The sequence below is a fragment of the Mesorhizobium xinjiangense genome (genome assembly GCF_009749525.1).
Classification (GTDB): domain Bacteria; phylum Pseudomonadota; class Alphaproteobacteria; order Rhizobiales; family Rhizobiaceae; genus Mangrovimarina; species Mangrovimarina xinjiangensis.
Genome location: NZ_WOAC01000020.1, coordinates 61,741 through 82,651, shown reverse-complemented (window position 1 = coordinate 82,651; position 20,911 = coordinate 61,741). Strand labels below are relative to the sequence as shown.

Below are 20,911 nucleotides of genomic sequence, written 5' to 3'. Positions count from 1 at the left end.
GCACTGATTCTGATCTGATATAAATCATGACATTGTGGCGCCCCGATCCCTCGCTCCTGACGCGCCCGGCCTATCTCTCGCTGGCCGAGCAGATCGCCCTCGCCATCGGCGACGGCCGCCTCAAGAACGGCGCCAGGCTGCCTCCCCACCGGCACATGGCCGACGATCTGGGCCTGTCGGTGCAGACCGTCAGCCGGGCCTATGAGGAACTCGGACGGCGCGGCCTGATTTCGGGCGAAATCGGCCGCGGCACCTTCGTGCAGTCGCAGAAGCGCGAGGCCGAACCACCCTATCTGCCCGAACGGCTCGGCGAGGTCATCGACCTGACGATCCTCAAGCCGGTCTGCGAGACGCTGCATCTGGAAAAGATGAAGCGGGCGCTGGCCGACCTGGCGCAGGACCTGCCGCCGAGCGCGGCACTGTCCTTCAGGCCCAATGTCGTCTTCCCGCGCCACAAATCGGCGGCGGTGGAATGGCTGCGCAATTGCGGGCTCAGCGTCTCGCCGCTCAATGTCAGCGTGACCAACGGCGCGACCGCAGGCATGACGGTCGCGCTGATGAGCGCGGCGCCGCCCGGATCGACCGTCGTGACCGAGGCGATCGGCCACCACACGCTGGTGCCGCTCGCCTCCTATCTCGGCGTCAAGCTGCGCGGCGCCACCGTCGATACGGAAGGCCTGGTGCCGGACGCGCTGGACCGGATCTGCCGCGAAACCCCGGTTCGGGCCGTGTTCATCCAGCCATCGGTGATCAATCCGATGGCCAGCCTGATGAGCGAGGCGCGTCGGGCGGAATTGGTCAAGGTGGCGCGCCGCCACGATCTGGCGATCATCGAAAGCGATGTGCTCGGGCCGCTGGTCGAACACCGACCGCCGCCGATCGCGGCCCTTGCGCCCGAGCGCACCCTCTATGTGACGAGCTTCACCAAGACCGTCCTGCCGGGCCTGCGCATCGGCTATCTGGTCGCGCCCGACCGCTACGTCTCCGCCGTCGCCAACCGGCACCTGGTCACCAACTGGATGGCCGCACCGCTCCTGGCGGAGATCGCCACGCAATGGGTCTTGGACGGGACGGCGGCGGAGATGGTGCAATGGCAGCGCCGCGCGCTTGCCGGCCGCCATGCGATCGCCGCAGAGACATTCGGCGATATCGACTACCTCACCCATGAAAACAGCCTGCATGTCTGGCTGCCGCTGCCCGAAGGGCGCACCGAGGAAGGGTTCGTCTCCCAGTCCAGGCTGCAGGGCGTGGCCATCGCGCCGGGCATGTCGTTTCGCACATCCGATTCGCAATGGAAGCCCGCCGTGCGCATCTCGCTCGGCTCGACGACGCGGGAGGAATTGCGCGCCGGGCTCGCCATCATCGTCAAGCTGCTTCTGAGCGACCCGGAAGTAGTGCTGCTGGCGATTTAGGCGCCGAATGCATCCTTTCCGCGCAGCTGTGCAAATATTGTCATGATATTATTTTATGAATTGACATGATTTTGATTCTCCCCTGAAGTTGCAGCAACTGGCTGGTCCTTGCCTGCTGGCGGGAATAAGCTCGACAGAGCTGGTACATAAAAAGGGGAATGCTATGCGCACCACAAAGTCCAAGACGATTCTTCGCGGCCTGATGCTCGGCACGGCTCTGGCCGTGTTGCCGCTATCGGCGCAGGCGGCCGAATGGCGCTACGCCTTCGAGGAAGCACTCAACGAGGTCCAGGGCGTCTATGCTACCAAGTTCAAGGAGTATATCGAAGAGAACTCCGACCATTCCGTCACGCTGTACCCGTTCGGCACGCTGGGCGAGTCGGCCGACATCATGGAGCAGGCCCAGGCCGGCATCCTTCAGTTCGTCGACCAGTCGCCGGGCTTCACCGGCGCGTTGATCCCGGAGGCGCAGGTGTTCTTCGTGCCTTACCTGCTGCCCCAGGACGAAGGCCAGCTCTTCGATTTCTTCCGCACGTCCAAGGCGATCAACGAGATGTTCCCCGAGCTCTACGCCCAGCAGGGGCTCGAGTTGCTGACCATGTTTCCCGAGGGCGAGGTCTGCATGACCACCCAGGAGCCGGTGACGAAGCCGGAGGATCTCAACGAGGTCAAGTTCAGGGTTATGACCAACCCGCTCCTGGTCGAGTCCTACAATGTCTGGGGCGCGACCCCGACGCCGCTGCCCTGGGGCGAGGTCTACGGCGCCCTTCAGACGGGCATCATCCAGGGCCAGGAAAATCCCGGCTTCTTCCTTGAATCGACGAAGATGTACGAGGTGACCGACGTCATCACCTGCATCGGCCACAACAACTTCACCACCGCGGTGATGGCCAACAAGCAGTTCTTTGACGGGCTTGGCGCCGAGGATCAGGAACTGGTCCAGAACGCGATCCAGTCGGCCTTCGACTACATCCTCGAATACCAGAAGGGATTGCAGGACGAGTCGCTGGCCAAGATCAAGGAAGCCAAGCCGGAAATGCAGATCAACGTCCTTTCCGAAGAACAGCGTAAGCCGTTCATGGATGCCGCGGGCGAAGTCGAGGCGACATTCATCGAAATGACCGGTGACAGCGGGCAGAAGATCCTCGACCAGATGAAAGCCGACCTGTCGGCCGTCGAATAAGGGGACGGGCGCGTCCGGGCGATGATGTCCGGGCGCGCCGCAGCAATGCTCTCGACTCGTGGAGATCGCCTGTGAGCGAGCCCGACATCACTATCGGACAGACAGAGTCCAACCTCCCTGGCGTTCTCGGCGTCATCGACAGCATCATTGCTCGCATCGAAGCAGTGATGCTTTCCGTCGGCGTGCTTTTGATGGCGTTCAACACCGTTGCCAATGTCATCGGACGTTTCGTGCTGCAGAAGAGCATCTATTTTTCCGAGGAGCTCAACAGCATTCTGATCGTTCTGATCACGTTTGCGGGGCTCAGCTATGCGGCCAGGCACGGACGCCACATCAGAATGTCGGCGATCTTCGACACGCTATCGACGCCCATGCGGCGCGCCGCCATGATCGTGATCACGCTCATAACCGCCATCTTCATGTTCGGACTGTGCTGGTATTCGACCGGATACGTCCTGACGCTCGCCAAGCAGGGACGCGTTCTGCCGGCCCTGCAGATCGAAGTCTGGTGGATGTATGTCTGGGTGCCGGTCGGCTTTTTCATGACCGGTATGCAGTATGCGCTGACGGCGGTGAAGAACCTGACCGACAAGGATGTTTGGCTGTCGACCCTCGTGCTGGAAGGCTACGAGGAAGACACAAACGATATCTGAGGGGCCGTTCGATGGCGCTCACCATTTTCTCCATCATGATCGTGTTGCTGCTCTTCGGCTTCCCGATGATGATTCCGCTGATCGTGGCCGCGTTCGTCGGCTTTTTCTCGCTCTTCGGCGGCTTCGGTCAGCTCGAGACGATGGTTCAGCAGATGCTGGCCGGCATCAGGCCCGCATCGCTCATCGCGGTGCCGATGTTCATCTTCGCCGCCGACATCATGACCCGCGGGCAGTCGGCCGGACGGCTGATCGATATGGTGATGGCCTTTGTCGGGCATGTGAAGGGCGGGCTTGCCGTCTCGACGGCGGCCGCCTGCACGATGTTCGGCGCCGTCTCCGGCTCGACGCAGGCCACGGTGGTGGCGGTGGGAACGCCGCTCAGGCCGCGCATGCTCAAGGCCGGCTACAAGGACAATTTCATCCTTGCCCTGATCGTCAATTCCTCCGACATCGCATTTCTGATCCCGCCGTCGATCGGCATGATCATCTACGGTGTGGTGTCGGGCACCTCGATCGCCGAACTCTTCATTGCCGGCATCGGACCGGGATTGCTGATTCTGGCGATATTCTCGTGTTATGCCGTGCTCTATGCCGTGCGCAACAATGTCCCGACCGAGCCGAAAGCGAGCTGGTCGGAGCGCCTGACAGCCGTGCGCCAGGCCCTCTGGCCCCTCGGCTTTCCCGCCATCATCGTCGGCGGCATCTATGGCGGCGTGTTCAGCCCGACGGAGGCGGCCGCCGCCTGCGTGCTCTATGCGCTCGTTCTGGAACTGGTCGTCTTCCGCTCGATGGGCCCGCGCGACATCTATTCGATCGCCCAGTCGACCGGCCTGATCACCGCCGTGGTGTTCATTCTCGTCGGCGCCGGGGCGGCCTTCTCCTGGGTCATATCCTTCGCGCAGATTCCCCAGCAGATGCTCGCCGCGGTCGGCGTTGCGGAGATGGGCCAGATCGGCGTGCTGTTCGTGATCTCGATCGCCTTCTTCGTCGGCTGCATGTTCGTCGACCCGATCGTCGTCATTCTCGTGCTGGTGCCGATCTTCGCTCCCGTCGTCCAGTCGACGGGGCTCGACCCCGTGCTGGTCGGCACGATCATCACCTTGCAGGTGGCGATCGGCTCGGCGACACCACCCTTCGGCTGCGACATCTTCACGGCGATCGCGGTGTTCAAACGGCCCTATATCGAGGTGGTGCGCGGCACGCCGCCATTCATCATCATGTTGCTGAGTGTCGCGGTGGCGTTGATCTTTTTCCCGCAGATCGCGCTTTTCCTGCGCGACTTGGCATTCCGCTGAGCGGCGCAACGGCGAAGCCAGATTGGTGAGGTCCCATGTTCAAGAAGATCCTGCTTCCTGTCGACGGATCCGAGCCCGCCAAGCGGGCGGTGCAGCTCGGTGCGGACGTGGCCAAGCATTACGAGGCCGAGCTTACCGTGCTGTGCGTCTATCGCCACCACAGCCCGCTCGAGGCCTCCCTGTCCATGGTCCGGCCCTATAACCCGGAAACGCCAGACAAGGCGCTGCGAGAATATGCCAAAGGCGTCGTGGAAGAGGCGGCGGGCGAATTGACCGAACTGGGCTTCAAGAATGTGCCCCAGGTGGTCAAGCGTGGTCCGCCGGCCCGCACCATCGTCAAATACGCCCAGGAAAACGATTTCGATTTGATCGTTCTTGGCGGCCGCGGGGTGGGCGACGTGGAAGGCTTTCTTTTGGGGAGTGTGTCGCACAAGGTGACCAGCCTTGCCCAATGTCCCTGTCTGACCGTCAAATAAAGCGGTAGCAGTCCCGTCTGGCCGCCGGTCAGTTCGCGCGAGCGGACCGGCATGTCTCAGGTGTTCCGATGTTGAGAAACGACGCGCTTCCGCCTCTCGAGTGCGTAAATCAGGGCCGGCCCGGCTGCTGCGCACAACGCCTCGCGCGCAGACGCCCACAATGCCGGCGCCGTACGATCGCCGGAGGCAGCGATGCGTGAGGAGCGCGTCTGGCCGGCTGCCGGAGGCGACGGTCCGGCGCTTGATGCGCGCCCCGTGGCCAGGCGCGTCGGGCTGGTCGTCCTGTCGACCGACCACACTACCGAGCCCGATTTCCAACGCATGGTCTGCCGCGAAGGCGTCGGCGTCTATGCCAATCGGGTTGCCTTCACCAACCCGATCAATGCCGACAGCCTGCGCGCCATGCAGCCACATCTGGGTGAGGCCGCGGGGCTCATCCTGCCCGGCGAGGACCTCGACGCCATCTGCTATTCCTGCACTTCCGCTTCGGTCGTCATCGGCGACGCCGAGGTGGCCGCGGCAATCGCCGACGGCAAGCCCGGCGTGCCGCTCGTCACGCCGGCGGCGGCGGCCGTGCGCGGCCTGCGCGCCCTGGGTACCGGTCGGATCGCCGTACTGACGCCCTACACGATCGAAACCAGCCGGTCGGTGGCGCGATATTTCGAAATGCAGGGCCTCGACGTCACCGGCCTGACCTGTCTCGGCATGGAGGACGACCGCGACATGGCGCGCATTGCGCCCGACGTGATTGTCGATTATGCGGTCGCGGCAATGGCAGCGGATTCGTCGGCAGAGGCGCTGTTCATCTCCTGTACCGCAATGCGTGCGGCGGCCGCCGTTCCCGCCATCGAGGCGGCGACCGGCAAGCCGGTCGTCACCAGCAATCTGGCCACGGCGTGGAACTGCCTGCGTTTGAGCGCATGCGAGCATCCACGGCCGGAATTGGGGCGGCTCATGGCAATGGCTCTGCCGAAGGATTGAAAATGCAGGGTCTGGACGCGACATGCCAGGCAAAGGCGGCCGGCAACAGGTGGTACAATGAGGTGACGTCATGAGCCGCATGGCAATCCTGACCGAGAGCGAGCTTCGTCGCATCGTTCCGCTCGATCTCGATGCGGTCGACTGCGTGGAAAACGCATTCGCGGCCCTGGCGACCAAGCCCGTCGCCATGCCCCCGATCCTGCGTCTCGACATTCCCGAACATCGCGGCGAGGTCGACGTGAAGACGGCCTATGTGCCGGGCATCGACGGCTTTGCGATCAAGATCAGCCCCGGCTTCTTCGACAATCCCACGCTCGGCCTGCCGAGCGTCAACGGCATGATGGTGCTTTTGTCGTCGAAGACCGGCCTGGTCGAGGCGCTGCTGCTCGACAACGGCTATCTCACCGATGTGCGCACGGCCGCCGCCGGCGCGGCTGCGGCGAGGCATCTGTCGCGCCCCGACGCGGCGGTGGCGGCAATCTTCGGCGCCGGCGTGCAGGCCGCGCTTCAATTGCGGGCGCTGACGCTGGTGCGGCCGATCCGCCAGGCGCGCATCTGGGCACGCGACGGCGAAAAGGCAAAGGCGGCCGCCGCGACGCTGAGCCGGGAGCTGGGCATCGACGTCACCGCTGAGCCCGACGGCGCGCGCGCGGTCGCCGGCGCCGACATCGTCGTCACCACGACGCCGGCCGACAGCCCGATCCTCGAGGCCGAGTGGCTGTCGCCGGGCCAGCATGTCACGGCGATGGGCTCGGATGCCGAGCACAAGAACGAGATCGCGCCCGACGTCATTGTCCGCGCCGACCTCTATGTCGCCGATAGCCTCACCCAGACGCGCCGCCTCGGCGAGTTGCATCACGCGATCGAGGCCGGCCGGATCGCGCCGGACGCCGCCTTTGTGGAACTGGGCGCGATCGTCGCCGGCAAGGCTGCCGGCCGGCCCTCGCCCGAGGCGATCACGGTCTGCGACCTCACCGGCACCGGCGTCCAGGACACGGCGATCGCCACCCTGGCGCGCCAGCGCGCGGCCGCGGCCGGCGCCGGCACCATCTTTGAAAGCTAGTTTCGCGCCCGGCGAAGCCGGCGCTGTGCATGACATCGACACCGCTCTTGCGAGGACCCGACCCGAATGACGCAACCCAACCTGAAATTTTCGCGCGCCGAATATGAAGAACGCCTGGCCAAGACGCGCCGCGCCATGGACAGGGCAGGCGCCGATCTGCTCATCGTCTCCGATCCTTCCAACATGGCCTGGCTCACCGGTTATGACGGCTGGTCGTTCTACGTCCATCAGGCGGTCATCGTGCCGCCGCAGGGCGAGCCGGTGTGGTTCGGACGCGGGCAGGACGCCAATGGCGCCCGGCGCACCGCCTATCTGAGTGAAGACAACATCGTTGGCTATGCCGACCACTATGTGCAGTCGACCGAGCGCCACCCGATGGACTATCTGGCCGAAGTGCTGGCCGGGCGCGGCTGGGACAAGCTGGCGATCGGCGTCGAGATGGACAATTACTGGTTTTCCGCCGCCGCCTACGCCGCGCTGCAAAAGCATCTGCCCAATGCCCGCTTCCTCGACGCCACGGCGCTCGTCAACTGGCAGCGCGCGGTCAAGAGCCCGACGGAGATCGACTATATGCGCAAGGCGGCGCGCATCGTCGAGGCGATGCACAAGCGCATCCTCGACAAGGTCGAGCCTGGCATGCGCAAGAACGATCTGGTGGCCGACATCTATGATGCCGGCATCCGCGGCGTCGACGGCATCGGCGGCGACTATCCGGCCATCGTGCCGCTCCTGCCCTCGGGCCGCGACGCCTCGGCCCCGCACCTGACCTGGGACGACCGGCCGATGCAGAAGGACGAAGGCACGTTCTTCGAGATCGCCGGCTGCTTCAACCGCTATCACTGCCCGCTGTCGCGCACCGTCTATCTGGGCAAGCCGACCCGGGCCTTTCTCGACGCCGAGAAGGCGACGCTGGAAGGCATGGAGGCGGGACTGGAAGCCGCGCGCCCCGGCAACACCTGCGAGGACATCGCCAACGCCTTCTTCGCCGTGTTGAAGAAACACGGCATCGTCAAGGACAACCGCACCGGCTACCCGATCGGCCTGTCCTACCCGCCCGACTGGGGCGAGCGCACGATGAGCCTGCGCCCCGGCGACCGCACGGTGCTCGAACCGGGCATGACCTTCCATTTCATGACCGGGCTGTGGATGGAGACGATGGGGCTCGAGATCACCGAGTCGATCCTGATCACCGAGACCGGCGTCGAGTGCCTGGCCAATGTGCCGCGGCAATTGTTCGTGAAGGAATGAGGCGGCGATGAACTACGAGTCCGTACGCTCTTCACCGGTCGTGCCGACCATCGAATTGAGCCGCGAGGGCGTCCAGCACGGCTTCCTGCGCCTGCCCTACAGCCACGACACCTCCGCCTGGGGATCGCTGATGATCCCGATCAGCGTCATTCGCAACGGCGACGGGCCGACCGCACTCATGACCGGCGGCAATCACGGCGACGAATATGAGGGACCGCTGGCGCTGTTCGAGCTGGCGCGCACGCTCGATCCGGGCGAGATCAGCGGCAGCGTCATCATCGTGCCGGCGATGAACTACCCCGCCTTCCTGGCGGCCACGCGCACCTCGCCCATCGACAAGGTCAACATGAACCGCTGCTTTCCCGGCCGCCCCAACGGGACGGTGACGGAAAAGGTGGCCGACTTCGTCCACCGCCATCTGCTGCCGCGCGCCGACATCGTGCTCGACTTCCATTCCGGCGGCAAGACGCTCGATTTCCTGCCCTTTTGCGCCGCGCACATGCACCCCGACAAGGAGATCGAGCAAAAGGCCTTCGCCGCCGTGGAGGCCTTCGCCGCCCCCTATTCGATGCGCATGATCGAACTCGACGCGCGCGGCATGTTCGACACCGCGGCCGAGGAGATGGGCAAGGTGTTCGTCACCACCGAGCTCGGCGGCGGCGGCACGGCGCGCGCCGAGACCGTGCGCATTGCGCGCCGCGGCGCGGCCAACCTGCTGCGCCATGCCGGCATCCTGAAGGGCGCGGTCGAGCGCCAGCCGACGCGCTGGCTCGACATGCCGTCCGACGAGTGCTTCTCGATCGCCGAGCATGACGGGATGGTCGAGACCATGGTCGATCTCGGCGAGGCGGTGCGCGAGGGCGACGTCATCGCCCGCATCCACATGATCAGCCGCACCGGCCTGCCGCCGGTGGAGATCAGGGCGAAGCTCTCCGGCCTGTTGGCGGCCCGGCACTTCCCGGGCCTGATCAAGGCGGGCGACTGCGCGGCGGTCGTCGCCGCGGTGGACGTGTGAGAGCGCGCGGCCGCGCATTGCAGGGCTTGCGGCCGCGCATGTGATCGTTCGAACGCACCTTTATTGACCGCGCGGCGGCCAGAATCGATTGCCCGCCGCCGGATACGAAATACGGCATTTGCCGTATTTCATTGCGCGGCAGAACCCGTTTACTCAAGCGGCCCGTATTGGGCGAGACGAGCATGTTCCGCTCAAACGGAAACGTTTGGGCGCAAGGCGCATGCTCCGACATATGGATCGGGCGCGGCACCGCGCAGCGCAATCTTATGCGCTGTCTGGGTCCATGCGGAGAGTGAATGGACGGGGCTGCCGACCTGGCGGCGTCATGCGAGGGGAACGATTTTCATGTCAGTTGGAAAAGGCCGGCCTCTTGCCTGTCTGGCCGCGCTTTTGTGTTCGACGGCGCTCATGCTCTCCTATCCGGCTAGGCCGGCAGCGGCCGGCCCCATTCAAAGCGGCGGCGGCGCAGGTGGAAGGGAGTTCGGAGGTGAAGCTGGCGGGAGTGGCGGTTTGGCCGGTGGCGGCGGCGGAGCAGGGGACTTCACGTCGCCTGTATGTACCACTGGCAGTGTTGGTGGCGCCGGAGCGCGGCCTGGCCAGCCCGCCAGGGCCGGTGGGGATTCCTTTTACTGCTCCGGCGGGGTGATTGCTTCCGGCGGACAGCCCGGCGGAACGGGTTTGGATGCCGGCGGAGGCGGCGGGGGTGGAGGGATCCTTCCCGGTGGCGACGGAGGCTCGGGAAACCTCTATTTCGATACGGATGTCGATCTCGCGAATGACCTGTCCGGCTCGAACGGTGGCGATTCAGGTTCAGTTGCTGGCGGTGGCGGTGGCGGCGGGGCCCTGATCCTCCAAGGCAGTGGAAGCGTCAGGACGATGGGCCACGCCGTCACCGGGGGTGCCGGCGGCACGAGCACGAACGGCGGCGGTGGCGGCGCCGGCATTGTGACAGTCGATGGCGGAAACGTCTCAGTGACCGGCGGCACGGTCAGCGGCGGCGCCGGTGGCCGTGGGCATCACGCTGGCCAGGGCGGCGCTGGCATATTCCTCTACGATGGCGGAATACTCGAAAATTCGGGCATCGTCACCGGCGGAGCAGGTGGCACAAGGGCGTATGGCGGACAAGGTGGAGACGGCGTTCTGACCAATGGCGGCTCAGTCACGAATGCCGGCGCGATTTCTGGCGGCGTCGGGGGTGACGCCAACATTGCCGGTGCCGGCGGCAATGGCATGACAACCTATGGCGGCACGATCACGAACCAGGTAGGCGCCACGATCACCGGCGGTGATGGTGGCAGAGGTGTCTACGGAGGCGTGGGCGGCGCCGGCGGCGCGGGCGTTGTTTTTGTCGACGATGCGGACGGCGGTTCTGTGGAGAATTTCGGCACCATTGCCGGCGGCGCGGCGGAGCGATTGCCGACGCCACTACGCCGGGCGCCGGCGGCGTCGGCGTGGTGGTCGAGGACGACAACGTCATGATCGTCAACGCCGGCTCGATCGCCGGCGGATTGAGCGGCCATGCCGGTCCCGCCGATCGCGTGCAAGCCAATGCCGTCGAGCTGAAGGGCGCCGACAACCGGCTTGAACTGCGCCACGGCTATAGCTTTACCGGCAACGTGGTGGCCGACGGCACGGGCAGCACTCTCGCCCTCGGTGGGTCCGGCAACGCATCTTTCGACGTCGGCCAGGTCGGCGGCAACAGACAGTACCAGGGTTTCGAAGCGTTCGAAAAGACGGGCACGAGCACCTGGACGCTGACCGGCGACGGCTCCGGCTTTGCCGGCACCACCACGGTCTCGGGAGGGCTGTTGAGCATCAACGGCACGCTCGGCGGCACCGTGTCCGTGCTCTCCGGCGGCAGGCTTGGCGGCTCGGGCACCGTGGGCACGACGAGTGTGGCCGATGGCGGCATCATCGCACCGGGCAACTCCGTCGGCACGCTGAGCGTCGCCGGCGATCTCACCTTCCAGTCCGGCTCCGTCTACGCGGTCGAGGTCGACGGCGCGGGCAGCAGCGATCGGATTGTTGCGACCGGGAAGGCGACGATCGTCGGCGGCACGGTCAGTGTCACGGCCGAACGCGGCGGCGATGATGGATCGACATATGATCCCAGAACCACCTACACTATCCTGACCGCCGGTGGCGGCGTAGCCGGAACGTTCGAGACGGTTCTGGACGATTTCGCCTTCCTCGACGCATCGCTTGCCTACGATCCAGACGCGGTACGGTTGACACTCGTGCGCAACGACGCCGATTTCGTCAGCATTGCAGGCTCGCGCAATCAAAGGGCAGTCGCCGAAAGCGCGGGCAGCCTGGCAACGGACAGTACGCTCTATCGCGCGCTGGTCGGATTGGGCGAGGCGGCAGCGCCGGCAGTCTTCGATGCCCTGTCCGGCGAGATTCACGCCAGCATCAAGAGCGGCCTCATCGAGGACAGCCGTTTCGTGCGCGATGCCGTCGGCGCGCGCATGCGCTCGGCCTTTTCCGGCATTGCCGTTCCCGCCATGCCGCTGATGGCCTATGGGCCGGACGGACGGCGCCCGGCGGCGGCCGACAGTGCCGGCCTCGTCGCCTGGGGCCAGGCCTTCGGCGCCTGGGGCGAGAGCGAAGGCAACGGCAATGCGGCCAAGCTCGACCGTTCGACCGGCGGTTTTTTGACCGGCCTCGACGGCACGGTCACGGAAAATTTTCGGCTCGGTGTTCTGGCCGGCTACAGCCATTCCTCCTTTCATGCCGACGACCGGGCCTCGTCTGGCTCGAGCGACAATGTCCATCTCGGCCTTTACGGCGGCGGGCAATGGAACGCGCTGAGGCTCACCGGCGGCCTCGCCTATACGTGGCACGCCATCGAGACCAGCCGTTCGGTGGCCTTTCCCGGCTTTGCCGATTCTCTTTCGGCCGATTACGACGCCGGCACGTTCCAGGCATTCGGCGAGGCGGGCTACCGGATCGAGACAAGCGTTGCCTCCTTCGAGCCCTTTGCCGGCCTTGCCTATGTCGATCTCGACACGGACGGCTTTGGCGAAGAAGGCGGCGCGGCCGCACTTTCGGCAAGCGGCGGCACCACCGACACCACATTTGCCACGCTCGGCCTCAGAGTTTCGACCGACTTCACGCTCGGCACGATGACGGCCACGGCGCGCGGCACGCTCGGCTGGCGTCATGCCTTCGGCGACACGGTGCCGCTTGCCACGCAGGCCTTTGATGGCGGCGCGGCCTTCACGGTGGCCGGCGCGCCGATCGCCGAGGATGCGGCCATCGTCGAGGCCGGCCTCGACCTCGCCGTCACCGACAGCGCCACGCTTGGCCTGTCCTATGCCGGCCAGATCGCCAGCGACGCCCGCGAGCATGGGTTCAATGCGAGGCTCGCCCTCAGGTTCTGACCGGCTGCTCCTGCGCCGCCAGGTAGACGTCGACCCGGAAGTCGGCCAGGGCCTTTTCCAGAAGTCCGGCGGGCCGGTCGTCGGTCACGATGCCGGTGAGAGCCGAAAGCGGCTCCACGGTGGCGACCAGATTGACGCCGAACTTGGAATGATCGACCAGCAGATAGCTCTCATGCGACTGGCGCAGCATCGCCCGCTTGACGCCGACGGCGAGGCGGTTCGCCTCCGTGATGCCGCTCGCGGTCAGGCCGCTGGCGCCGATGAAGGCGCGGTTGGCGTTGTAGCGGCCGATGAAATCGATCGTCTCGGCGCCGTAGATGCCGACCTCGCGCGCCATGAAATCGCCGGGGCAGATGATCACCTGGATCGTCTCGTTCTGCGCCAGCGCCGAGGCGACCGCAACGCTGTTGGTCAGCACGGTGAGATCGTGCGCGCTAGCCGCCAGGGCGGAGGCGAACTGATGCGTGGTCGAGCCCGCATCGATCATCAGCACTTCGCCGGGGCGCACCAGATCGGCGGCGCGGCGGGCGATCTGGGCCCTCTCCTCGATATGCGCCCGGTCGCGCTCGCCGAACGGCGGCTGCGCGCCCATCGGCGCGGCCGACGCACCGCCATAGGCGCGCTGGATCAGCCCCTCGCCGCTCAGCGCCTCCACATCGCGGCGCACCGTTTCCGTCGACACGCCGAACCGGGCGGCAAGCTCCGAGGTGCGCACATGGGGGTGGTGCCGCAGTTCCATCAGGATCTGCTCGCGCCGGTCGGTCTTTCTCAGACGCGCCATCAGCCCTCCCTGGCCTGCAATATGGCGTCGGCCACTTCGGCGAAACCGGCACCGCCGGCCTGTTCGGTGATCCAGTTCGGAGGGGTGACCGCATCGTCCCCGAAATCGGCGAAATTGGCCACGCCGACGCTGTTTTCGAAGAAGCCGAACATCGGTGCGTCGTTGGGCGAATCGCCGACGAAAACCACCCTGTGGCCTTCCACGTTCAGATCCATGTCGTAGCGCTGTTCGAACAGTTGTCGCGTCATTGCCAGCTTGTCGTGGCGGCCGAACCATCCATTGACATGAATCGATGACACTTTCGCTACGGCCCCGGCGGCCTCGAAACAGGCCACGATGCGGGCAATGTCGGCATCGGCGAGCCGCGGCCCGTCCTCGGCGAAGTCGATCGCCAGATCGGTCTCGCGAAACGTCTGGTCGGCAGACAGCCGCGCGCCGGGCACGGACGACAAGATGGATGCCGCGACGTCTTCGAGCCGCTCGCGCCCTTGGCGCCGCTCCTCGTCCGACTGGGCGAAGACGCGCGTCATGCCGCCATCGGGCGAACAGGCGAAATAGAAGGCGCCGTTCTCGCCGACCACGGCGTCGACGGGCCAGAGCCGGGCGATCAGATCGCACCAGCCGGCCGGGCGCCCGGTCACCGGAACGACGACGATTCCGGCATTGTGCAGCCGCTCCAAAGCCGCATAGGCAAGGCTCGGCAAACGCCCGCCCGTGGTCAGCGTGTCGTCGATATCGGTGAGCACGAAATCGATCCGCGCGAGGCGGTCGCGGCCCAATTCGCGAAACGGTCGCGGCACCAACGCGCCGGCCGGCGCCAGCTTCGCCGTCATGTCGATCACGCGTGCTCCTCCTGAATTGTTGAGCGATATGCCACGCTTGTAACCTCGAAATCGCAAATTTTCGAGGGTATTCCAAAAATTTTTGCGCGAGGTGTTGCAAACTGCCACAAAGTGCCGATACGGTCTTCTCATATGGTCCGGCAAGGGCCCTGTGGGAGAAGCGGGCCGTAATGCCCGCAGTGGAGGATGACAACATGCTTAGAACGACCGACACATTCTGGGCCGGGGGCGCTGCAGCGGCCTTTTTCGGCATTTCCACGCTTCTGGCCAGCACCGCGGTGCAGGCCCAGGACTGCGCCAATCGCGGCCAGCTCGACGCCATGTATTGCGATGCCGACGAGGACCTCGTTGCCGATACGCCGAGCGATCCGGCGAAGCTCGCCAATCCGGACACGCTGGTCTTCGCCTATACGCCGGTGGAAGACCCGGCCATCTATGCGGATATCTGGGAGCCCTTCATCGCCCATCTCGAAGAGGTGACGGGCAAGGACGTGCAGTTCTTCGCCGTGCAGTCCAATTCGGCGGAAGTGGAGGCCATGCGCAGCGGCCGCCTGCATATCGCCGGCTTCTCGACCGGGCCGACGCCCTTCGCCGTCAATCTCGCCGGCGCGGTTCCCTTTGCCATCATGGGCTCGGAGGACGGCCGCTTCGGCTACAAGCTGCAGGTCTACACGCGCACCGATTCCGGCATCGACGAGATGGCCGACCTGAAAGGCAAGCGCATCGCGCACACATCGCCCACCTCGAATTCGGGCAATCTGGCGCCGCGTGCGCTGTTTCCCGGTCTCGGCGTGACGCCGGATGAGGATTACGAAGTCGTCTATTCCGGCTCGCACGACCAATCGATGCTCGGCGTGGTGGCGGGCGACTATGACGCAGCACCCGTGGCCTCGGAGGTCGTCGACCGGATGGCCGAGCGCGATCTCTATGATCCCGAAGAGGTCAAGATCGTCTGGGAGTCCGACCCGTTCCCGACGACCTCCTACACCTATGCGCACGATCTCGACCCGGCGCTGGCGGAAAAGATCAAGGAGGCCTTCTTCTCCTTCGACTTCGCCGGAACAGCGCTTGGCGAGGAGTTTTCCGGCGTCAGCAAGTTCGTGCCGGTGACCTACAAGAAGGATTGGGCCGTCATCCGGGAGATCCAGAAGGCGAACGGTGTAGAATACACGCCCCAGGGTCTCGCCAAGGAGTGATCCTCCCACGGACGCGAGGTGCCGGGCTTGGCCTCGCGTCCGGTTTTTTCCCGGGCGTATATCTGTTCTCCGGAGTTGGTTGATGCTGAAGATTTCCCAGCTGGTAAAGCGCTACGGCAACGGCGCGCCGGTTCTCAAAGGGCTGGACCTGGAGGTTCCGGGTGAAAGCGTGGTGTCGGTCATCGGCGCCTCGGGCGCCGGCAAGAGCACCCTTTTGCGATGCATCAACCGGCTCGTGGAGCCGAGCTCCGGCTCCATCGAACTGAACGGGCTGATGCTGACCGACCTCAAGGGCGCCGGCCTGCGCGCGGCGCGCCGGCGCATCGGCATGATCTTCCAGAGCTTCAACCTGGTGGACCGGCTGACGGTGATGGAAAACGTGCAGTCGGGCCGGCTCGGCTACCTGCCGACATGGCGCGCCGTCCTGCGGCGCTACCCCAAGGAAGATATCCGCCGCGCCTTCGAGCTGATGGAGCGCGTCGGCATCGCCCATTACGCGAACAAGCGCGCCGACGAATTGTCCGGCGGCGAACGCCAGCGCGTCGGCGTGGTGCGCGCACTGATGCAGGAACCGGAAATCCTGCTCGCCGACGAGCCGACCGCGTCGCTCGACCCGAAGACTTCCGAGCAGATCATGGACCTGTTGCGCGCCCTTTCGCGCGAGTTCTCGCTGCCGGTGCTGATCAATATCCACAACGTCGCCGAAGCCAAGCAATATACCGACCGCATCGTCGGCATGCGCTACGGCCGTATCATCTTCGACGCCGAGCCGGCAGCGCTCGACACTGCGGCGATGGACGAGATCTATGCCGGCGTTCCCGCCGAGGAACGCGGCGAGATGGACAACGTCACCCCGCTGAGGGCCAACAACGCATGAGCGCCCTGCCCGATACGGTGCCCGACACCTGGCGCAAGCCGCCGATGATCGCCAATCCCGTACTGCGTTACGGGTTGATGGCGGCCATCGTGCTCTATCTCGGCTGGGCGCTCGTCATGCTGCCCCTGGACTGGGCCCGGGTGTCCGAAGGCATCAGCCGCGCCGGGCGCATTTTCAGCGGCGCCTTTCCGCCGAGCTTCGCGCGCAGCGGCCTCCTGATCGACGGGTTCCTGGAGAGCCTGAAGATCGCCATCCTGGCGACGGTCGGCGGCGTGCTGCTTTCCATCCCCATCGCCTTCATGGCGGCCAAGAACCTGGCGCCGAGGCCGATCTATTATCTTGGCCGCGCGCTCATCGTCGTGGCGCGCAGCTTCCACCCGGTCATCGTCGCCATCATCTTCGTCAAGGCGGTCGGCTTCGGCCCCTTCGCCGGAGTGCTGACCCTGATCGTCTATTCCATCGGCTTCGTCGCCAAGATGTTGGCGGAACGCATCGAGGAAATCGACTGGGGCCAGGTGGAGGCGATGCGCGCCGTGGGCGCCGGCTATTTCCCGACGCTGATCTACGCCGTCTTTCCGCAGATCATGCCGCGCCAGATCGGCCTCACCATCTATCAGCTCGACAGCAACCTGCGCGCTTCCGCGGTCGTCGGCATCGTCGGCGCAGGCGGCATCGGCTCGACGCTCGCCAATGCCTTCGGCCGCTATGACTATGACTTCGCGCTTGCCATCACCATCGTTATCGTCGCCGTCATCCTGGTGAGCGAGGCGATCAGCGGCCAGATCAGGAAACGGATATGGTGAGCATGGAAACGACGCCGGAAGAATGGGCCCGCTTCACACCGCGCGAGCGGCTGCAGCGTTTCGCCATCTTCCTGGTGGTGGTCGCCGCCATCGTCTGGGCGCTGACCAGCATCGACGTCATCTGGGCCTGGGTGTTCGACGCGCCGCAGCAGATCGGCGACCTTCTCGGCCGCATGGTGCCGCCGGATGCGACCAACCTGCCGAGCATTTTGTGGGTGCTGGTGGAAACGGTCAACATCGCCACCATCGCCACCGCCATCGCCGTCTTCATCTCGTTGCCGGTCGCCTATATCGCGGCGCAGAACACCACGCCGAACGCCGCGACCTTGTGGCTCGGCCGCCTCATTCTGGTTTCCAGCCGCTCGGTGAACACCATCATCTGGGCGCTGCTCTTCGTGGCGATCTTCGGGCCGGGCATCGTGGCGGGTATCGTCGCCATCATGTTCCGCTCCATCGGCTTCATCGGCAAGCTTCTGGGCGAGGCGATCGAAGAGATCGACCGGCGGCCGGTGGAAGCGCTGGAAGCGACCGGCGCCTCGCGCTTCAAGGTGATCGCCTATGCGATCGTGCCGCAGGTCATGCCGACCTTCTGGGCCGTGGCGATCCTGCGCTGGGACATCAATCTGCGCGAGTCGACCGTGCTCGGCCTCGTCGGCGCCGGCGGCATCGGTCTCATCCTGCAAAGCGCCATCGACACGTTCAACTGGCAGGAAGCGGCGACCGTGCTGCTGTCGATCCTGGCGCTTGTCGTGCTTGGCGAAATCGTCTCGGCCTGGCTGCGCAAGCGCATCATCTGAAACGCGCACCAGACAGGCGGGCGGGGAATCCGGACTAGCGCGCGTTCGCTTCAAACGGAAACGTTTGAAGCAAAGATATGCGCGCCAGCTCAATATGTTGGAGCATGTACCTTTCGCTCAAACGATTCCGTTTGAGCGGGACATGCTCTAACATCCCGGCCGGCCGACTGCAGCCATCCTCCTTGTCTCCCCGATCGTCCCCAATCACTTGGCGCGCCGCACCGCCTTGAGCACGTATACCTCTTTGCGGGCAATTGCTCGCTGTGGTAACGATTGATCCGACGCGCCGCGCGACACGGTTTGGATGCGGTGACGCCCAGACGGAATTATAACCCGTCGTCAGGGATGGGTTACGGGAGGCAGCATCATGAGCCGGCCAACGGACATCACGCGATTGGACGACGCGGCGCGCGCCGGCTGGCTCTACTATATCGGCGGCAACACCCAGGACCAGATCGCCGCCAAGCTCGGCGTGTCGCGGCAAAGCGCGCAGCGCCTCGTTTCCCTCGCCGTTTCGGAAGGGCTGGTCAAGGTCCGCATCGACCATCCGATCGCCCAATGCCTGGAACTGGCCGATAAGCTGCGGTCGCGCTTCGCCCTCGACCTGGCGGAAGTCGTGCCGAGCGATCCCGGCTCCTCGTCCACCACGCTCGGCATTGCGCAGGCGGGCGCGGCGGAGATCGAACGACGCCTGGCCAGCCCCGATCCACAGATCATCACCATCGGCACCGGGCGCACGCTCAAGGCGGCGATCGAGCAGCTGCCTGCCATGGAATGCCCGCAGCACAAGGTCGTCTCGCTGACCGGCAACATCGCACCGGACGGCTCGGCGGCCTATTACAACGTCATCTTCACCATGGCCGACAAGGTCAAGGCGCGCAGCTTCCCGATGCCGCTGCCGGTCATCGCCTCGTCGCCGGCTGAGCGCGAAATGCTGCATGGCCAGCCGATGATCGCCTCGACCCTGGAACTGGCGGCGAACGCCGACGTCACCTTTGTCGGCATCGGCGACCTCGGCCCCGAAGCGCCGTTGTTCGTCGACGGCTTCATCAGCGGCGACGATCTGAAGGCCCTGCAGAAAGCGCGCGCGGTCGGCGAGATCGTTGGCTGGACCTTCGACGCCGAGGGCCGCATGATCGACGGGCTGACAAATGAACGGGTGGCCAGCGCCCCCATCCCGTCGCGGGAGCGCTCGCTGGTCGTCGGCATGGCCATGGGCAAGGCCAAGCTGCCGGCCATCCACGCCGCCGCCAGCCGCCGGTTGATCAACGGTCTCGTCACCGACGAATCGACCGCCCGCGCCCTGCTGGCGAGCTGAACATGTCCCGCTCAAACGGCATCGTTTGAAGCAAAGATAAGCGCGCCAGACCGATATGCTGGAACATGTACCTTTCGCTCAGACGATGCCGTTTGAGCGGGACATGTTCTAAGCCCAGACCTCCGTCACAACCTCGTAGCCTTTGTTGCACCGCAGCAAGGAATCTGGATTGACTCTGCCTGCAGATATGTGGGTAATTGCTCAATAGTAGATCAATTGCTCAATGCTTGGGAGGAATGAGATGAAACTGCACCCGATCCTGGTCGGCGCATGTTCGGCCATGGCGTTCGTCGGCGCCGCCCGCGCCGAAACGGTCACCATCGCCACCGTCAACAATGGCGACATGATCCGCATGCAGAAGCTGACCGACGACTTCACCGCCAAGAACCCGGATATCGAGCTGGAATGGGTAACGCTGGAGGAAAACGTCCTGCGCGAGCGCGTGACGACCGACATCGCGACCCAGGGCGGCCAGTACGACGTGGTCACCATCGGCAATTACGAGGTGCCGATCTGGGCCAAGCAGAGCTGGCTCGAGCCGCTGACCGGCCTGCCGGCCGAATATGACGTCGATGATCTCCTGCCGGCCATCCGCGGCGGTCTGAGCGTCGACGACACGCTCTACGCCGCACCGTTCTATGGCGAGAGCGCCATGATCATGTACCGCACCGACCTTATCGAGAAGGCCGGGCTGGAAATGCCCGATGAGCCGAGCTGGGAATTCATCGGCGAGGCGGCGCGCGCGATGACCGACCGCGACAACGACATCAGCGGCATCTGCCTGCGCGGCAAGGCCGGCTGGGGCGAGAACATGGCCTTTCTCACCGCCATGGCCAACTCCTTCGGCGCGCGCTGGTTCGACGAGAACTGGCAGCCGCAATTCGACACGCCGGAGTGGAAGGAAGCGGTTCAGTTCTATGTCGAACTGATGAACGACGCAGGACCGTCGGGCGCCTCCTCGAACGGCTTCAACGAGAACCTGACGCTGTTCCAGCAAGGCAAGTGCGGCATGTGGATGGACGCCACCGTCGCCGCCTCCTTCGTCACCGATCCCGAGGATTCGACCGTCGCCGAGAATGTCGACTTCGCGCTCTTCCCGGATGCCGGCACCGGCAATCACGGCAACTGGCTGTGGTCCTGGAACCTGGCCATCCCTGCAACGTCGGATGCCAAGGACGCGGCCAAGGCATTCGTCGCCTGGGCAACGAGCAAGGACTACACCGCCCTTGTCGCCGAGAACGAAGGTTGGGCCGCCGCACCTCCTGGAACCCGCACCTCGCTCTACGAAAACCCGGAATACCAGGAGGCCGCGTCCTTCGCCGAGCCCACGCTGGCCGCGATGAACGCCGCCGACATCACTAAGCCGTCGGTGCAGCCCGTGCCCTATACCGGCGGGCAGTTCGTCGCGATCCCCGAATTCCAGAGCCTCGGCACCACCGTCGGCCAGCTCTTCTCGGCCGCGCTGGCCGGCCAGATGTCGGTGGACGATGCGCTCGCCCAGGCACAGCAGGTGGCGACGCGTGAAATGAAACGCGGCGGCTACAACTAGGCCGCCCGACAACCATCCTCCCAGACTTCGGCTGCCCGC

At 65.2% G+C, this 20,911-nt stretch carries 19 protein-coding genes; 17 read left to right on the top strand and 2 right to left on the bottom strand.

Annotated elements, in window-relative coordinates:
- The first annotated feature begins 26 nt into the window (after positions 1 to 26).
- The 11 genes from ehuR (at position 27) to GM909_RS19700 (ending at position 12,709) form a co-directional block, all read left to right on the top strand.
- Positions 27 to 1,412: a MocR-like ectoine utilization transcription factor EhuR gene (gene ehuR, locus GM909_RS19750; protein WP_157018932.1), complete on the top strand. Its 1,386-nt coding sequence runs from the start codon at positions 27 to 29 to the stop codon at positions 1,410 to 1,412.
- A gap of 163 nt (positions 1,413 to 1,575) precedes the next feature.
- Positions 1,576 to 2,595: a TRAP transporter substrate-binding protein gene (locus GM909_RS19745; RefSeq protein WP_198174321.1), complete on the top strand. Its 1,020-nt coding sequence runs from the start codon at positions 1,576 to 1,578 to the stop codon at positions 2,593 to 2,595.
- Positions 2,596 to 2,666: 71 nt separating this feature from the next.
- Entirely contained in the window at positions 2,667 to 3,248 is a 582-nt protein-coding gene (locus GM909_RS19740; protein ID WP_235911983.1) for a TRAP transporter small permease, read from the top strand.
- Between the two features lie 11 nt (positions 3,249 to 3,259).
- Complete coding sequence (locus tag GM909_RS19735) at positions 3,260 to 4,543, top strand: TRAP transporter large permease (RefSeq protein WP_157018931.1); 1,284 nt, start codon at positions 3,260 to 3,262, stop codon at positions 4,541 to 4,543.
- A 35-nt stretch (positions 4,544 to 4,578) separates the two neighbouring features.
- Positions 4,579 to 5,019, top strand: coding sequence for a universal stress protein (locus GM909_RS19730; protein WP_157018930.1), 441 nt, complete (start codon positions 4,579 to 4,581; stop codon positions 5,017 to 5,019).
- A gap of 192 nt (positions 5,020 to 5,211) precedes the next feature.
- Complete coding sequence (gene eutA / locus GM909_RS19725) at positions 5,212 to 6,000, top strand: ectoine utilization protein EutA (protein WP_157018929.1); 789 nt, start codon at positions 5,212 to 5,214, stop codon at positions 5,998 to 6,000.
- Between the two features lie 70 nt (positions 6,001 to 6,070).
- A complete protein-coding gene (gene eutC / locus GM909_RS19720) occupies positions 6,071 to 7,063 on the top strand; it encodes an ectoine utilization protein EutC (RefSeq protein WP_157018928.1) in 993 nt (330 codons plus the stop codon).
- A 66-nt stretch (positions 7,064 to 7,129) separates the two neighbouring features.
- Positions 7,130 to 8,311 (top strand): ectoine hydrolase DoeA, encoded by a 1,182-nt coding sequence (gene doeA / locus GM909_RS19715; RefSeq protein WP_157018927.1) that lies wholly within the window; start codon positions 7,130 to 7,132, stop codon positions 8,309 to 8,311.
- A gap of 7 nt (positions 8,312 to 8,318) precedes the next feature.
- Positions 8,319 to 9,326, top strand: a complete 1,008-nt coding sequence (gene doeB / locus GM909_RS19710; protein WP_157018926.1) for a N(2)-acetyl-L-2,4-diaminobutanoate deacetylase DoeB — start codon at positions 8,319 to 8,321, stop codon at positions 9,324 to 9,326.
- Positions 9,327 to 10,202: 876 nt separating this feature from the next.
- A complete protein-coding gene (locus GM909_RS19705; protein ID WP_157018925.1) occupies positions 10,203 to 10,805 on the top strand; it encodes a hypothetical protein in 603 nt (200 codons plus the stop codon).
- Positions 10,778 to 12,709 carry an autotransporter outer membrane beta-barrel domain-containing protein gene (locus GM909_RS19700; RefSeq protein ID WP_157018924.1) on the top strand — a complete coding sequence of 644 codons (1,932 nt, stop codon included), beginning with the start codon at positions 10,778 to 10,780 and terminating at the stop codon, positions 12,707 to 12,709. The genes GM909_RS19705 and GM909_RS19700 overlap by 28 nt, the downstream gene beginning before the upstream one ends.
- Here the strand turns inward: GM909_RS19700 and GM909_RS19695 are convergent.
- Both GM909_RS19695 and GM909_RS19690 read right to left on the bottom strand, forming a co-directional pair.
- Positions 12,699 to 13,490 carry a DeoR/GlpR family DNA-binding transcription regulator gene (locus GM909_RS19695; RefSeq protein WP_157018923.1) on the bottom strand — a complete coding sequence of 264 codons (792 nt, stop codon included), beginning with the start codon at positions 13,488 to 13,490 and terminating at the stop codon, positions 12,699 to 12,701. The two genes, GM909_RS19700 and GM909_RS19695, sit on opposite strands and share 11 nt — an antisense overlap.
- Positions 13,490 to 14,323: an HAD-IIB family hydrolase gene (locus GM909_RS19690; RefSeq protein WP_157018941.1), complete on the bottom strand. Its 834-nt coding sequence runs from the start codon at positions 14,321 to 14,323 to the stop codon at positions 13,490 to 13,492. Before GM909_RS19690 ends, GM909_RS19695 begins: the two co-directional genes overlap by 1 nt.
- Positions 14,324 to 14,526: 203 nt before the next feature.
- On the opposite strand from GM909_RS19690, the gene phnD reads away from it, so the two are divergent.
- The 6 genes from phnD to GM909_RS19660 all read left to right on the top strand — a co-directional run bounded on the left by phnD (position 14,527) and on the right by GM909_RS19660 (position 20,872).
- Positions 14,527 to 15,528 (top strand): phosphate/phosphite/phosphonate ABC transporter substrate-binding protein, encoded by a 1,002-nt coding sequence (gene phnD / locus GM909_RS19685; protein ID WP_157018922.1) that lies wholly within the window; start codon positions 14,527 to 14,529, stop codon positions 15,526 to 15,528.
- 82 nt (positions 15,529 to 15,610) lie between these two features.
- A complete protein-coding gene (phnC, locus tag GM909_RS19680) occupies positions 15,611 to 16,405 on the top strand; it encodes a phosphonate ABC transporter ATP-binding protein (protein ID WP_157018921.1) in 795 nt (264 codons plus the stop codon).
- Positions 16,402 to 17,208, top strand: coding sequence for a phosphonate ABC transporter, permease protein PhnE (phnE, locus tag GM909_RS19675; RefSeq protein ID WP_157018920.1), 807 nt, complete (start codon positions 16,402 to 16,404; stop codon positions 17,206 to 17,208). Before phnC ends, phnE (GM909_RS19675) begins: the two co-directional genes overlap by 4 nt.
- Positions 17,202 to 18,005: a phosphonate ABC transporter, permease protein PhnE gene (gene phnE / locus GM909_RS19670; RefSeq protein WP_157018919.1), complete on the top strand. Its 804-nt coding sequence runs from the start codon at positions 17,202 to 17,204 to the stop codon at positions 18,003 to 18,005. Before phnE (GM909_RS19675) ends, phnE (GM909_RS19670) begins: the two co-directional genes overlap by 7 nt.
- Positions 18,006 to 18,372: 367 nt before the next feature.
- Positions 18,373 to 19,323, top strand: coding sequence for a sugar-binding transcriptional regulator (locus GM909_RS19665; protein ID WP_157018918.1), 951 nt, complete (start codon positions 18,373 to 18,375; stop codon positions 19,321 to 19,323).
- Positions 19,324 to 19,564: 241 nt separating this feature from the next.
- Entirely contained in the window at positions 19,565 to 20,872 is a 1,308-nt protein-coding gene (locus GM909_RS19660) for an ABC transporter substrate-binding protein (RefSeq protein ID WP_157018917.1), read from the top strand.
- Positions 20,873 to 20,911 lie beyond the last annotated feature (39 nt).